This window comes from Caulobacter sp. LjRoot300, from assembly GCF_964253875.1.
GTDB lineage: Bacteria > Pseudomonadota > Alphaproteobacteria > Caulobacterales > Caulobacteraceae > Caulobacter.
The window spans coordinates 94,640-107,360 of record NZ_CAXUSA020000006.1; the positions used below are offsets into that span (position 1 = coordinate 94,640).

Annotated in this window: 12 protein-coding genes; 8 read left to right on the forward strand and 4 right to left on the reverse strand. The window is 67.6% G+C overall.

The genetic code is table 11. The features are described 5' to 3' along the window. Positions 1 to 53 precede the first annotated feature (53 nt). The 6 genes from aepX to asnB are packed head-to-tail and all read left to right on the forward strand — an operon-like array spanning position 54 to position 7,338. The gene (gene aepX / locus ACSQ2G_RS20150) at positions 54 to 1,349 is read left to right on the forward strand and encodes a phosphoenolpyruvate mutase (RefSeq protein WP_436033927.1); all 1,296 of its coding nucleotides are present in this window, start codon (positions 54 to 56) and stop codon (positions 1,347 to 1,349) included. Next, positions 1,346 to 2,497 (forward strand): phosphonopyruvate decarboxylase, encoded by a 1,152-nt coding sequence (aepY, locus tag ACSQ2G_RS20155; protein ID WP_436033929.1) that lies wholly within the window; start codon positions 1,346 to 1,348, stop codon positions 2,495 to 2,497. The genes aepX and aepY overlap by 4 nt, the downstream gene beginning before the upstream one ends. After that, entirely contained in the window at positions 2,494 to 3,600 is a 1,107-nt protein-coding gene (locus ACSQ2G_RS20160; RefSeq protein ID WP_436033931.1) for a methyltransferase, read from the forward strand. The genes aepY and ACSQ2G_RS20160 overlap by 4 nt, the downstream gene beginning before the upstream one ends. A 16-nt stretch (positions 3,601 to 3,616) precedes the next feature. Then, positions 3,617 to 4,720, forward strand: coding sequence for a TauD/TfdA family dioxygenase (locus ACSQ2G_RS20165; RefSeq protein ID WP_436033933.1), 1,104 nt, complete (start codon positions 3,617 to 3,619; stop codon positions 4,718 to 4,720). Beyond that, entirely contained in the window at positions 4,708 to 5,403 is a 696-nt protein-coding gene (locus ACSQ2G_RS20170) for an NTP transferase domain-containing protein (RefSeq protein ID WP_436033935.1), read from the forward strand. Before ACSQ2G_RS20165 ends, ACSQ2G_RS20170 begins: the two co-directional genes overlap by 13 nt. A gap of 3 nt (positions 5,404 to 5,406) precedes the next feature. Then, positions 5,407 to 7,338, forward strand: coding sequence for an asparagine synthase (glutamine-hydrolyzing) (asnB, locus tag ACSQ2G_RS20175; RefSeq protein WP_436033937.1), 1,932 nt, complete (start codon positions 5,407 to 5,409; stop codon positions 7,336 to 7,338). 18 nt (positions 7,339 to 7,356) lie between these two features. Here asnB and ACSQ2G_RS20180 read toward each other — a convergent pair whose 3' ends face one another. Further along, the gene (locus ACSQ2G_RS20180) at positions 7,357 to 8,025 is read right to left on the reverse strand and encodes a hypothetical protein (protein ID WP_436033939.1); all 669 of its coding nucleotides are present in this window, start codon (positions 8,023 to 8,025) and stop codon (positions 7,357 to 7,359) included. Between the two features lie 113 nt (positions 8,026 to 8,138). Here ACSQ2G_RS20180 and ACSQ2G_RS20185 point away from each other — a divergent pair, with 113 nt between their 5' ends. Then, positions 8,139 to 9,284 carry a hypothetical protein gene (locus ACSQ2G_RS20185; protein ID WP_436033940.1) on the forward strand — a complete coding sequence of 382 codons (1,146 nt, stop codon included), beginning with the start codon at positions 8,139 to 8,141 and terminating at the stop codon, positions 9,282 to 9,284. Positions 9,285 to 9,335: 51 nt separating this feature from the next. Here the strand turns inward: ACSQ2G_RS20185 and ACSQ2G_RS20190 are convergent, their stop codons facing one another. From ACSQ2G_RS20190 to ACSQ2G_RS20200, 3 genes are all read right to left on the reverse strand, one after another. Beyond that, positions 9,336 to 10,520: a nucleotidyltransferase domain-containing protein gene (locus ACSQ2G_RS20190; RefSeq protein ID WP_436033941.1), complete on the reverse strand. Its 1,185-nt coding sequence runs from the start codon at positions 10,518 to 10,520 to the stop codon at positions 9,336 to 9,338. A 30-nt stretch (positions 10,521 to 10,550) separates the two neighbouring features. Further along, a complete protein-coding gene (locus ACSQ2G_RS20195) occupies positions 10,551 to 11,381 on the reverse strand; it encodes a hypothetical protein (RefSeq protein WP_436033942.1) in 831 nt (276 codons plus the stop codon). A gap of 78 nt (positions 11,382 to 11,459) precedes the next feature. Beyond that, positions 11,460 to 11,681, reverse strand: coding sequence for a hypothetical protein (locus ACSQ2G_RS20200; RefSeq protein WP_310082283.1), 222 nt, complete (start codon positions 11,679 to 11,681; stop codon positions 11,460 to 11,462). A gap of 654 nt (positions 11,682 to 12,335) precedes the next feature. Here ACSQ2G_RS20200 and ACSQ2G_RS20205 point away from each other — a divergent pair. Further along, positions 12,336 to 12,488, forward strand: a complete 153-nt coding sequence (locus ACSQ2G_RS20205; protein WP_436033943.1) for a hypothetical protein — start codon at positions 12,336 to 12,338, stop codon at positions 12,486 to 12,488. Positions 12,489 to 12,721: the final 233 nt, after the last annotated feature.

A 12,721-nucleotide genomic window follows, 5' to 3' on the forward strand; every position in this document is an offset into this window, starting at 1 on the left:
TTGTAGGTTGTGGGGAGCTGATCAAGACGCCTTGTCGCCGTGAAGGGGGACCGATGACCAAGACGGTCTATGTCCGGGGTGCGGACGACATCGACGAAGCGCATTTCGCCGCCAACGTCGCCGCGGCTCGGAAATACGGCGCCGTGGTCGTGGGGCTTATCACCGACGAGGCCTTCTGGCGCTCCGGCCGGGCGCCCCGGCTGGACTTCGAGGCGCGACGACGGATCGTCGATCGGATCGAGGGGGTGGCCCAGATCCTGTCGCAGAACGACTATGACGGCTTGGCGACCTTGCGGCGGCTCCAGCCGGACTACTGCCTCTGCGACCTGAACGCCGACACCGGTGCGGACGCCGGGCGTCTGCTGGCCCTGGCTGGCGAATGGGCGGGGCAGCTCATCACCCTGGAAGGCGTTCGCGGCGACCCCGAACCCCGCCAGGTCCTCGACTTCGAGTTCGGTGTGACGCCGTCGATGCGCCTAAGGCAGTTGCGTCGCCTTCTGGCCCATTCCGGCTTTGTCCGAGCCTTGGAGGTCCACAGCCCGCTATGCGGCGCCATCGTCGAGAAGGCGGAGGTCCAGCGCCAAGGCCGCAGCATGGGGTTCGACGCCATGTGGTCCTCGAGCCTGACGGACTCGACGGTGCGCGGAAAGCCGGACATCGAGGTGGTCGATCACAGCGCGCGCCTGGCCGGGCTCAACGAACTGTTCGACGTCACCAGCAAACCGCTGCTCTACGACGCCGACACCGGCGGGCTGGCGGAGCACTTCGGCTACACCGTGCGATCCCTCGAGCGGCTAGGTGTTTCCGCGGTCGTGATCGAGGACAAGGCCGGGCTCAAGCGCAATTCGCTGCTGGGGGGCGACAGCCGGCAGACGCGCGAATCGATCGACGACTTCAGCTACAAGATCGCGGCGGGCAAGGCCGCTCAGACCACTCGGGACTTCGCGGTGATCGCGCGGATCGAGAGCTTTATCCTCAACGCGGGTCTGGAAGACGCCCTGGAGCGCGCCAAAGCCTATGTCGAGGCCGGTGCGGACGGCGTCCTCATTCATAGCCGCGCGAGCGACCCCGACGAGATCTTCGCCTTCTGCGACCGGTTCCGGAAGGTCGACGCTTCGAGCGCGCTCGTGGTCGTGCCGACCAGCTATGGCGACGTCTACGAAAGCGAGTTGCGGGCGCGCGGCGTCAACGTGGTCATCTATGCCAACCATCTGCTCCGGGCGTCCTATCCGGCGATGTTGCGGGCCGCGCAGACCATTCTCGAGCATGGTCGCTGTCGCGAAGCCGACGCTCACTGCATGCCCATGGAGGAGGTGTTCCGCCTGGCCCCGGGGCCAGAGCGCCGATGATCGACGCCCCGCGGTTCCTGCAAATGCTCGAGCGCCGGGGCGTCGGCCTCTACGCCGGCGTGCCGGATTCCGCCCTCAAGGCCCTGGGCCGCGCCCTGGCGGAACAGATCGCGGCGCCTCGGCATATCGTGGCGGCCAACGAAGGCTCGGCCCTGGGCCTGGCCGCCGGCCACCACCTGGCCACCGGCGGACTGGCCTGCGTCTACATGCAGAACTCCGGCCTCGGGCACGCGGCCAACCCGCTGGCCTCGCTCCTGTCGGCGGACGTCTACGGGATCCCCGTCCTGCTGATCATCGGCTGGCGCGGCGAGGTTCTCGACGGCGTCCAGTCCGCGGACGAGCCGCAGCATGTGCAGCAGGGCCGGATCACCTTGCCGATGCTCGACTGTCTGGAGCTTCCCTACGCCGTCCTTGGCCCCGAGCACGGAGATCGCCAGGCCGAAGACATGGTCGGGGCCCTGATCAATCAGGGCCTGGCCCGATCCAGGCCCGTGGCCCTGGTCGTGCGCCGCGGCGTCCTGGACGCGGGGGACGATCCGCCGCCCGGGGCGTCGCCGTACGGCTTGAGCCGCGAACAGGCGTTGCAAGCGGCCATAGCGGTCATGCCGCCAGACACGGTTTATGTCGCCACGACCGGCAAGGCCTCGCGGGAGCTCTATAGCCATCGCCAGGTTTCGGGTCTTCCGCCAGGGCGCGACTTTCTCACGGTCGGGGCGATGGGCCATGCGCTGCAGATCGCCGTCGGCGCGGCCCTGGCCAGACCGGAGCGAAGGTTTGTCTGCCTGGACGGCGACGGCGCCTTCATCATGCACATGGGCGGGCTGACCGCTGCGGCGCAATGCGCCAACCTGCTCCATCTGGTGATCAACAACGGCGCGCACGAATCGGCCGGCGGGGCGCCTACCCAGGGGTTCGCCATCGACATGCCAGCCATCGCCGGCGCCTGCGGATATGGTTTCGTCGCGCGCGTCGATGGTCGCGAGGATCTGCAGGCCAGGATCGGCCAGGGCCTTGCGGCGGGGTGCGCGGCCTTCATCGAGGTCCGGGTCAACGCCCGGTCGCGCGCCGACCTGCCGCGGCCAAAGGGCGGGCTCGGCGCGGCCAAGGCCGAGTTCATGCGCCATCTGGCCGGAGCCGACCGCGCGTGAGCGCCGCGCCCGATCTGGGCGAGCTGGGCGACGCCCTGACCTGGTCCGGTCTTGGCGAGTACGCGGGGTGCTTCGACCCGCTCGAACCGCGGCAAGCCGTCTGGCGGGCCAACCTGAACGCCGCGCCGACGCGCCTGCGCCCCCTGGTCGAGTTCTTCCTGCTCAACCAGGCGGTTTCCACCGACAGGCTCTCCGAGCCGATCCGTGCGGGCCTGATCCCCTTGGCCGAAGCCGGACTGATCGAGACGCGCGGCCATGACCTCGCCTTGGCGGAGGGGCTGGTCATCCTTCCGGTGTTTGGCCGATGGGTGATCTGCCACCCTCCGCGGATCGATCCGCGCTTTTACCTTGGCGACGACACGGTGGCCCTGCTCGCCCGGCTCACGCCGTTGGCGGGCGGATCCTGTCTGGACCTCTGCGCTGGGCCTGGCGCCCTGGCCTTGCACGCCGCGGGCGTGGCCAGGCGGGTGACGGCCGTCGAAAAAGATCCTTCGTCGGCCTGCCTGGCGCGGCTGAACGCCAGCCTCAATCGTCTCTCGGCCAGGATCGAGGTCTTGGAGGGCGATCTCTACGACCCCGTAGCGGGGCGAAGGTTCGACACCGTGGTGGCCAACCCGCCGCTTCTGCCGTTGCCGGACGGCCTGGGATCCCTGCCCCTCGGAGACGGCGGCGCCGACGGCCTGGCGTTCACGCGGGCGATTCTGGAAGGACTGGCCGACGCGCTCACGCCTGGCGGGGTGGGGTTGATGATCGGCGCGGGCCTCGGCGACGGCCGCGCGCTCCTGGGGCTCGAGAGCTTGGCGCGCGCCGGCGGCGGGCGACTGGACCTGACCGTCAGTCTCCTGTCGCATCGCGCCCTGGACGAGGCCGGCGCCTTCTGGGCGGCGCTGACCCATACGGTGGGCCTAGCCCTCGGCAAGCCGCCCGCCCTGGTCCAGGAGGCCTACCGCCGCCATCTGACCAAGGTCGGGGCCAGCAGTCTGTGCCACCTGTTCGTCCATGCCCGCCTTGGCCGGGGCTTGGTGGACGTGATCGACCTCGCCAGCGCCCACGCCGGGGAGACCTGGCGTTGGCGTTCCGCCGAGGTTCGCGGGGATGGTTGATTGACCCGATGGATCATTGGAGGTTTATCTGTGCAGAACAACTCTCAAGGGTTGCATCATGTCGGGTCGAGTTGATCTCGCCGCGCGCCCTTCGCGCCTGGCCCCTTTCGTCAATGACGTCGCCGTCGCCTGGGACGCCCGGAACATCGGCCTGGAGCCGATCGCGCAGCTGACTTCGGAGGTCGCGCTCGAACTTCGAGATCATCGTGACACGCTTGGCGGACCCGTTACGCCGACAGGACTAGCGGTCGATCCGCAGGCTTTTCCGGCGCTGCGAAGGCTGGCTCGCACGGTGATGGTCCAACGTCTCGACCAAGGCGCGGGCTTCGTCGTCCTTCGCGGACTGGGGGCGCTTGGCCTGACGCCCGACCAGATGCAGGCGGCGTTCTGGCGCTTCTGTGTGGCGATGGGCGAGCCGATGGTCCAGAAGGCGGGGAACGTGCGGTTCGGTCGGGTGGCCGACCTGGGGCGGCCCGCCTCGTCGCGCCCGCGCTATCACGAGACGGCGGTCGGCGGTTCGGTTCACACCGACAGCCCTATCATGCCCCAGGTCGCCGACCTGGTGGGCCTGCTGTGCCTGCGGGCGGCCGAGCAGGGCGGTCAGAGCCGGTTTGTCAGCGTCGCGCGGGTCCACAACATCCTGCTGCGGCAGGCCCCCGATCTTCTCGGCGAACTTTACGGCCTGTTTGATTTCGATCGCCGGATTCCGGCCGACGACGTCTCGGACACCAATCCGGCCCTGCTGAGAGCGCCGATCTTCTCCTGCGCCCCCGATCAGGGCGCCTATGGGCTGAGGCTGCGCTGGCAACCCGAATATGTCTGGGAGGCCGCCTCGCTTCCCGGCGCCTCTCCTCTGAGCGAGCGGCGGCGGCTGGCGCTGCATCTGCTGGAAGGAGTCCTGGAGGATCGTTCGAACGCCATCACGCGGCAGGTGGCGATGATCCCCGGCGACATGCAGTTCCTGAACAACCATCGCATCGCCCATGGCCGGGCCGCCTTCTTCGACCCGTCCGCGACCGAAGGAACGGATGGACCTCGCCGGGAAATGCGGCGCGTCTGGTTGCGCCGCCATCCGGCTTCGAAACTTCCCGCGGTCCAGGAGGCCCCATGCAGGCCGTGATCTTGGCGGCCGGCGTCGGCTCGCGTCTGGACGGCGCCGAGGGCGGCCTGCCCAAGGGTCTGCTGGAGGTGGGCGGCGCCAGTCTGCTCGATCGCCAGGTCGAGCAATTGCGCGCGCTGGGTATCGAGCGGATCTGCATCGTCACCGGCTATCGCCCCGAGCTTGTCGAGCAGCGCTTCGCCGGCCGCGCCGAGTTTCGACACAATCCGTTCTACGACCGATCCAACAATCTCGTCAGCCTGGTGCTGGCCCGCGACTGGATCGAGGAAGACGTCGTGGTGGCCTATGCCGACCTCCTCTATGAGCTTTCAGTGCTCGAGGCGGCCTTGGCGGCGCAGGGGGACATCAACCTGCTGGTCGACCGCTCCGCGGTGGCTCCCGGGCACGCCCTGGTGCGGATCGCGGGCCACGCGGTCCAGGCGATCGGCCGCCACATTCCGGTCGAACGGGCCGACGCGCGTTTCGTCGGCCTGACCCGGTTGACGTCGCGGGGCCTGGGGCGACTGCGCCCCGAGCTCGAACGCGCCATGAGGGCGGCGCATGTGGACCAGTACTACACCGTGGCGCTGACGGCCCTGGCCGAACGCGGCCACCCCATCGAGGCGGTCGACGTGACCGGACAGCGATGGTGCGAGATCGATCTGCCCGAGGACCTCGATCGCGCCCGCCGGACCTGGAGCTGAGACGTGTGCGGCATCTTCGGCGTGGCGTCCGCCCAACCGCTCACCGAGCCGCGACACCTGCTGGAGGCCCTGACCGATCGTCTCGCTCATCGCGGCCCCGACGGGCGCGGCGTGCATGCCGAAGAGCGGGTCTTCCTGGGCCATCGTCGCCTGGCCGTTCTCGACCCCGTCGGCGGCGTCCAGCCCATGAGCACCGAGGACGGCCGCTACGTCCTCGTCTACAACGGCGAACTCTACAATCTGCCGGAGTTGCGCGCGCAGCTGCGGGCGCGCGGGCGGGTGTTCTCGACCCGGGGCGACACCGAAGTCGTGTTGCAGGCCTATGCCGAATGGGGCGCCGATTGCCTTTCGCGCTTGCGCGGAATGTTCGCCTTCGCCGTCTGGGACAGGACGCGACAGGAACTTTTCCTGGCGCGTGACCGCCTGGGAATCAAGCCGATCTATTACGCCCTGCTTGGCCGCAGACTGGTGTTCGCTTCGGAAATGAAGGCGATCACCGGCCATCCGGAATTCCCCCGCCAGGCCAATCTGGCGGCCTTGTCGAGCTATCTGAGCCTGCGGACGGTGATCGGCGCGGAGACGGTGTTCACCGGACTTCACGCCCTGCAGCCGGGCTTCTTCGCGCGTTTCGCCGGTGGGCGGCTGGAGCTGCGACGCTACTGGGAGATCCCCCAGGCGCGGGCGGGCAAGGACCGGGGCGAGCGCTACTATCTGGGGCGATTGCGCGACCTGCTGTCCGACACCGTCAAGCGCCATCTCGTCAGCGACGTGCCGGTCGGGGCCTATCTGAGCGGCGGCGTCGATTCCAGCTTGCTGGTCGCGCTCATGGCGCGACACGCCGGCTCGCCGATCAAGACCTTCTCGATCGGCTATGACGCGCCGGGTTACGACGAGGGCGACTACGCTGAAATCGTCAGCCGCCATCTGGGCGCGGAGCATCGGCGGCTGGTCGTGGAGCCGGGCGGGTTCCTCGACACCATGGAAGCGATGATCCTGGATCGGGACCAGCCCCTGTCCATACCCCACGAGACGGCGCTTCGGACGCTCTCGCACGATCTGCGTTCGCAGGTCACCGTCTGTATGTCGGGGGAAGGGGCGGACGAGCTCTTCGGGGGTTATGGACGCGTGCAGCGCTCTCCCCACGACTTCCGAAAGCTGAAATTTCTCGAGAAATGGGCAGGGCCGGCGGCGCCTTGGCTCTCCGGCGTCCTGGGGGATTCCGACCTTGCCGCGCGCCTGGGAGCGCGGGACGACGTCGAACACTTCCTGCACGTCTATCATTGGTGGCCGATGGCCGAGAAGGCGGCGCTCTTCACGCCCGAGGTCCGACAGGCGCTGAACGGGGACGAGGCGCTGCGGGCCTCCTGCCGGTCCGTCTTCGACGCGAGTGGTTCGTCGAACGCGTATGAGCGTGTGTTCTATTTCTTCGAGAAGGTCCACCTGCTCAATCTGCTCGATCGCCTGGATGTCCAGAGCATGGCCGCGTCGGTCGAGGCCCGGGTCCCGTTCGTCGATCACGAGCTGGTCGAATTCGTCAGCGCCATTCCTCTGCGCCACAAGATGCGCTGGCGCTCGCCTGTTCACATGGTCGCCGCCCTGTTCATGAAGAGCGAGGACTTCAGCGAGGTGCTGGACATCAACAAGTACCTGTTGCGCCGCTTGGCCGACGAAATGCTGCCGCCCGCGATCGCCCGCCGCAAAAAGCTGGGCTTTCCCACGCCTCTGGATCGTTGGCTGGCCGGACCGCTGCGGCAACGCGCGCGAGAGATCCTGCTCGATCCCATGACGCGCCGACGGGGCCTGTTTCGGACCGATGTCCTGGAGCGGTTGCTTCAGGACGAGCCGGACCTGAAATACGATTTCCACGGCAAGCGGGTGTGGATGCTGATGAACGTGGAGCTGTGGTTTCGTCTCCACATCGACGCACGCCCCTAGAGCGAGCCACGCGATGCCCTAGGTCAGCGCCCGCGCCCTGGCCGCGCCTTGCCGATTCAGCAGGTGCGCCTCGACATGACCGATCAGATCGGCTTCCAGCCGCTCGAGAGGTTGTTGGCCGTCGACCTCCAGCCACCCCTCCCGCCGCGACCAGTCCTCCAGCAGGGACTGGATCTTGCGTTGATGGGACAGGAAGCTTTCGGGCGCGCAAAGGGGATCCATGCCGCACTCGTAGGGGACGCGGTCATCGGGCTTGCGGGCCAGCAATGTCTCGGCCGGGACCTTGAAATGGAAAACCAGATCGGGGCGCGGCAGCAGGGACGTGGCCGTCAAGGCGGCCTGTTCGTCGGCGCCGAAGATGATCTCGGCCGCCGTGTGCTTCATCCAGTAGCTGTCATGAATGATGATGCGATCCGGATCGCCCGTCGCAACCTGGCTGACCGTCGTGGCGATCGACCACAGAATGAAGAGCAGGCGGGCGCTGGCGCTGGGCATGGCCAGGACGGCCTGGCGCACCGTCAGCACGTCGGCGGCGATGAACGCCGAGGCCGGCGAGACCTCCGCGTCGAGTATGTCGAAGCGGTCGAGCCGCACCGCGTCAAACCCGCGCCGCCGCAGGCCCTGCGCCAGGGTCTTGCTGAGCGTGGATTTTCCCGCCCCGTCGGGTCCGGCGATCGCGATCAACATGCCTGCCTCCCCGGCTCGACCTGCCCGCCCGAGAACCGGCGGAGTTTCGTGCCGTCGCGCATAAATTACTATAGGATGCGCTTTTCATTTATCAATCATCAGTGGTGATCGGGATGGCGCAGACCTTGACCCTCGACCCGCGGCAGCGTCTTCATGGCTGGCGTGTGCGCGGCGACGGCGTCTTCATCGACGTCCAGGCCGATCGAAGGGACGCCGGGCGACTGCTCGCCCATGCCCTTGGCGCGCACACCGAAGTCACACCGACCCACGGTCAGGCGGATGACGCTCCGGCCTGGACGGTTCGCCTGGGGGCGCGCGAGGACTATGACGCGATCCTGGTCCGTCTTCGGGCTCGCGAGCCCGAACCCGAGGCGGAGGATCTGGCGCCCTATTGGCGGGGCGACTTCCAGTCGCTGCGGCTGGGCCAGAGCCAGGGCGTTCAGGCCGTCGCCCACATCGATCCCTTCGTCGGCGTGACCCTGTTCGAGCCTTCGACCAAGAGCCTCACCTACCTGTTTCCCGCCGGGGCGGACGTCTACCTGCCGCACCTGGAGCATTTGGTGACCCACGGGCTGCGGGTCGAGGGCTGGCGACGCGGACGGGTCGATGTCCACGCCGCCTTCGTGCGTTATCGCGGAAAGGGCGCCGCGATCATCGGACCCAAGCGCGCGGGCAAGACCAGCCTGGCCATGCATCTTCTGGCGCGCGGCGCCCAACTGCTGGGCAGCGACATGGCCCAGGTGCGAGGTCGCGACGGGCGGCTCGAGGCCTTCTCGATCCCGCACATGTGCCGCATCACGCGCGAGACCGTCTGGGACAACGGCTGGCTGAACACGGCCCTGGCGGATGTCGGCGAGGGCGCGGCGAGCCATGCCGAAGGGCCGCTCTTCTCCCATGGCAAGTATGAGCTCTACGACCCGTCCATGGACCGCGTGTTTCAGCGCGCCGTGGCTCTGGCGAGCATGGACGTGAACGCCTTGATCTTTCCGCGTTTCGATACGGCCGTGGATCGACAGGCGCTGATTCCCGTCCCGCCGGAGGAGGGGATCGCAAGACTGCTCGGCAGCATCAGGCATGATCGCCCCCTGGCCGACTGGCTAGGGTTCGACCTGGAACGAAGAGCCCTGGCCGAGGTCGAGTTCGAGGCCTGGACTCGCACGTCCACGCGCCTTCCACAGTGTTTCGAACTGCGGTTCGGTCGCGAGGCTTCCCTGATCTGGGAGGAGATCGACGCCACGTTCGATGGTCTGCTGGGATGACTAGGGTCTGCCTGTTTCCGATGGAAGCGTCAGAAACAGGCAGGCTCGATTTCAAACCTTGAGCGCGTGGCGGGCGCCGAAACCGCCCGCGCTTTCGGCGTCAGGCGCCAAGCCAGGCAGTTGAAGCCCGGCCTGGCGCGCCTGGTCGACCAGGCCCGCGAGGGCGCCGTCCAGGACCAGGTTCTCGTCCGAAGTGGCTTGCCCGGCCCGATCAGCCAAGTCGCCGCCATTGTCGAGCCAGAGCAATCCCGCGAACTGAGCCAGGCTCATCTCCAAGGTCTGGCCGAAATCGTTGAGGCGGCCGATCATCACGCCTTGATCGATCCGGTGGAAATCGACGTCGATATCCAGGACGGGCGGCGCGACCGGCGACGGCCCGCTCGAGCGCCCTACGCGGCGGGGCGCCGGCGCGCCGTGGACCAGACTCTCTTCGGCCCAGTGGAACACCGCGCGCGCGAATGCGGCGATGCGGCTGGCATGAGCCAGGGCGGCGTCAAGCGTGGCGACGGCGGGAGCCCGATGCAGCCGCCAATAGACCTCGCTTGGCCTCAGGCCCGAGACCGGCAACTGCAGGCTCTGTTCCCAATCCATCGGCAGGCGATCGAGCAGGCGGCTGCGCCATTTCGGCGTGGGATTGGTGAACCCGGATCCGGCGAGCAGTCCGTCCGCCGCGTGGCCCAGAAGGTCCTGGGCCGCATAGACGAGCAAGGCGGCATCGCCTTCTTCACGATAACCAGCCATGTCGACCTGGATCGTGCGAGCCATGTGCCGGGCGATGTGCAGTTTGAGCCGGCCGACCTGGGTCGTCAGCGCCTCGTCGCCGGATCGTGACGAGGCGCCGGCCGGCCACAATCGTCGTCCGGCGCCGAGGCGGTGCAGAAGCAACATCTCGCTGGGCGTGAAATCGGCGGCGACCATCAGGTTCCAGCCGGCCCCGGCCCAGGCCGCCAGGCGCTCGCGCAGGCCTGTCTCCGCCGCCTCCGGGACCACGCGCAGGTCGACAAGGCTGCGCCCCGCGGTGAAGGAGCGCACTTCGTCCGGGGAGGCTCCCCGATGCTCGGCCCGGGACGTCAGCAGCAGGAGGTCGACGTCGGACTTGCGGTTTCCAAGACCCTCGGCGAGCGACCCGACCGCGATCAATCGATCGTCCGGGCCGAGTTCGACGATCGTCCGCGCCCCGGCCAGGACCAGGTCGACGTCGGCGCCGTTCAGGCGCAGAAATTCATCAAGGTCCATGGAGCGATCCTCGAAAGACGGCCGATGCGCTCAGGAGTCCAGGAAGGCCGGCGCCTTGGCGCGGCACCAGTCACGCTTCTCGCAACAGTCGAGCGAGCAGTCGAAGACCCCCGTGTCGCCCAGTTCTTCCCGCGTGATGCGACCGAAATCTCCGAACCGCTTGGCGATCAAATCGGCGACCCTGCCTTGCGGCAGGTCGGCCGCCAGCCGTTCGATCAGCCGGGCCGTGTAGCCCACATGGGCCAGCTCGTCGCGCAACAGCGAATCCTGCACCGCCTTGATCGCCGAGCGGTTCTCCGGCGGACAATGCTGGGCCAGGGCCTGTCTTTGCATCACGTGATGGATGGTCGTGCGGATCTCGGCGATGTTCATCTGGATGAAGTCGTCGACGGTGGGCTTCTTGGCGTAGGGCGAGCCTGGCACCGGATAGAGCGCCTTGCGGAGGGTGAAGCCGGGCGACAGCTGGCGCAGTTCGATCCGGAACTCCGGCGAGACCGCGCCCGGAAAGGCCAGGTCCAGCAGCGCCAGATACATCAACGAATGCTTGGATTCGTCGACGGCGTGCTGCTTGAGGCTCGACTGTTCGATCGGGTCGTCGGAACAGGCCGCCAACGACCACAGTCGCTTGGAGCCATCGCCTTCCCGTTCGGAGTTGGTCAGCAGGGAGGTGGCCATCCAGCGCGCGTCGCGCGCGGATTCCCGGTAGACGGTTTCATAGGCCTGGGTGTCGAACGGCGGCGTATCGGCGTCGACCGTTCGATTCACCGCCGTCGCGTAGGTGGGGCAGTCGCCAGGACCGCCGAGCATCTCCAGCGAGAGCTCCACGATCCTGGCGACCTTGGCTCCGTGGGCTTCGCTCATCAGCGCCGCGCTGGCCCTGTCAGCGATCCTCGCGGCGTTCGTGGCGCGCCCGTGCATGGCCGACCTCGCGCGGCCGGACTACTGCAGCACGTGGGACTGGGGATCGAACGGCGCGTTCATGGCCACGAAGGCCACGTCGGCCTTGGCGTACTTGCTGGCGATTTCGCGCTGGGTCGCATCGTCGAGGACGAGCTTCCCGTCCTTGATGCGGCCGGTCAGCACCAGGCCTGTGCGGTGTTCAGCGAGCGTCTTGGCCGCGGTGGCCAGATGCTCGGCGTCGTGGCGGGGTAGGGTGGACATGGCTCTGCTCCCTTGGGTGTTTAGGTGAACGCAAGAGTTGTGCACTTCAAAAATGCTACCAAAAGATTCCATCGGTAGCAAGCTGTCGTCATGCGTGTGCTCGGGGCCGCATCGCGCCGGGGAACGGATGAGAAGGCGAGAGGCCGCCATCGCCAGGCGTGATGGGCGAAACGGCGCCAAGGCTCGGGTCTCGCCGTGCCGATGAAGGGCGTCGCCGGCGCCCGGAGCCATGGCTGTCCGTGACGTGGTGCGGGCGGCCGGAATCGAACCGGCATAGCCTTGCGGCTGACGGATTTTCGTACCACTTCGGCTTTCGCCGCCGCCCCATGTCGGGCCGTTCGTGGTCTGGACTATCCCTTCACCATGCTCCGAAAACCGGAGGTTAGGTGCTGCCCGTCTAGTCTCTACACCTTCCCTCGAAAGAGGGCTTGGCTCGGGATCGCCATCTGACAGGGTTCCCCGAATTTGAGCAGTTCTACGTCCCGGATTTCCCCGGGCGCACTCAATCCTTGGCTTAAGTCCGTTGCGTCTACCAGTTCCGCCACGCCCGCCTAAACCGAGCCGAGCTATAGTCGGCCAGGTCCTGGTCGTCGAGGATTTCGAACGGCTCGGAACGCCGTCGGACGTCGGGATTTCCCCACGCAGGAGGATCCCATGACCGACAAGCTGACCCAGGCGCTGAAGGCCAACCCCGAGCCTAAGCTGGACGACCAGGGCGACATTGCCGCCGACGACGCCGGCGCGACCGCCATGGCCGAGCGGGTCACCCGATCCGCCGGGGTGCAGGGCGGTGAGGAAGACCGCTAGGCGCTGTGGACAGTTAGGCGTCTGGCGCTCGCGGGCCCGCCCTCGTCCTTCGACAAGCTCAGGATGAGGGCTACTTTATAGGGCGGTTCAGTAGAATTCCTCATCCTGAGCCTGTCGAAGGACGAGGAATTCGGCCCAAGATCGTCAACCGTCCACAGCGCCTAGCGGCCAGGCCAGGGCGCCCGCCTTCGCGGCGCCCGACGGAAACTGGACCGTTACGGCTCGACGCGCGG

Coding starts and splice junctions, on each gene's coding strand:
- ACSQ2G_RS20170 (WP_436033935.1), top strand. CDS start 4,708: ATGCAGGCCGTGATCTTGGCGGCCGGCGTCGGCTCGCGTCTGGACGGC.
- ACSQ2G_RS20205 (WP_436033943.1), top strand. CDS start 12,336: ATGACCGACAAGCTGACCCAGGCGCTGAAGGCCAACCCCGAGCCTAAG.
- aepY (WP_436033929.1), top strand. CDS start 1,346: ATGATCGACGCCCCGCGGTTCCTGCAAATGCTCGAGCGCCGGGGCGTC.
- ACSQ2G_RS20200 (WP_310082283.1), bottom strand. CDS start 11,681: ATGTCCACCCTACCCCGCCACGACGCCGAGCATCTGGCCACCGCGGCC.
- ACSQ2G_RS20180 (WP_436033939.1), bottom strand. CDS start 8,025: ATGTTGATCGCGATCGCCGGACCCGACGGGGCGGGAAAATCCACGCTC.
- aepX (WP_436033927.1), top strand. CDS start 54: ATGACCAAGACGGTCTATGTCCGGGGTGCGGACGACATCGACGAAGCG.
- ACSQ2G_RS20190 (WP_436033941.1), bottom strand. CDS start 10,520: ATGGACCTTGATGAATTTCTGCGCCTGAACGGCGCCGACGTCGACCTG.
- ACSQ2G_RS20195 (WP_436033942.1), bottom strand. CDS start 11,381: ATGAGCGAAGCCCACGGAGCCAAGGTCGCCAGGATCGTGGAGCTCTCG.
- ACSQ2G_RS20185 (WP_436033940.1), top strand. CDS start 8,139: ATGGCGCAGACCTTGACCCTCGACCCGCGGCAGCGTCTTCATGGCTGG.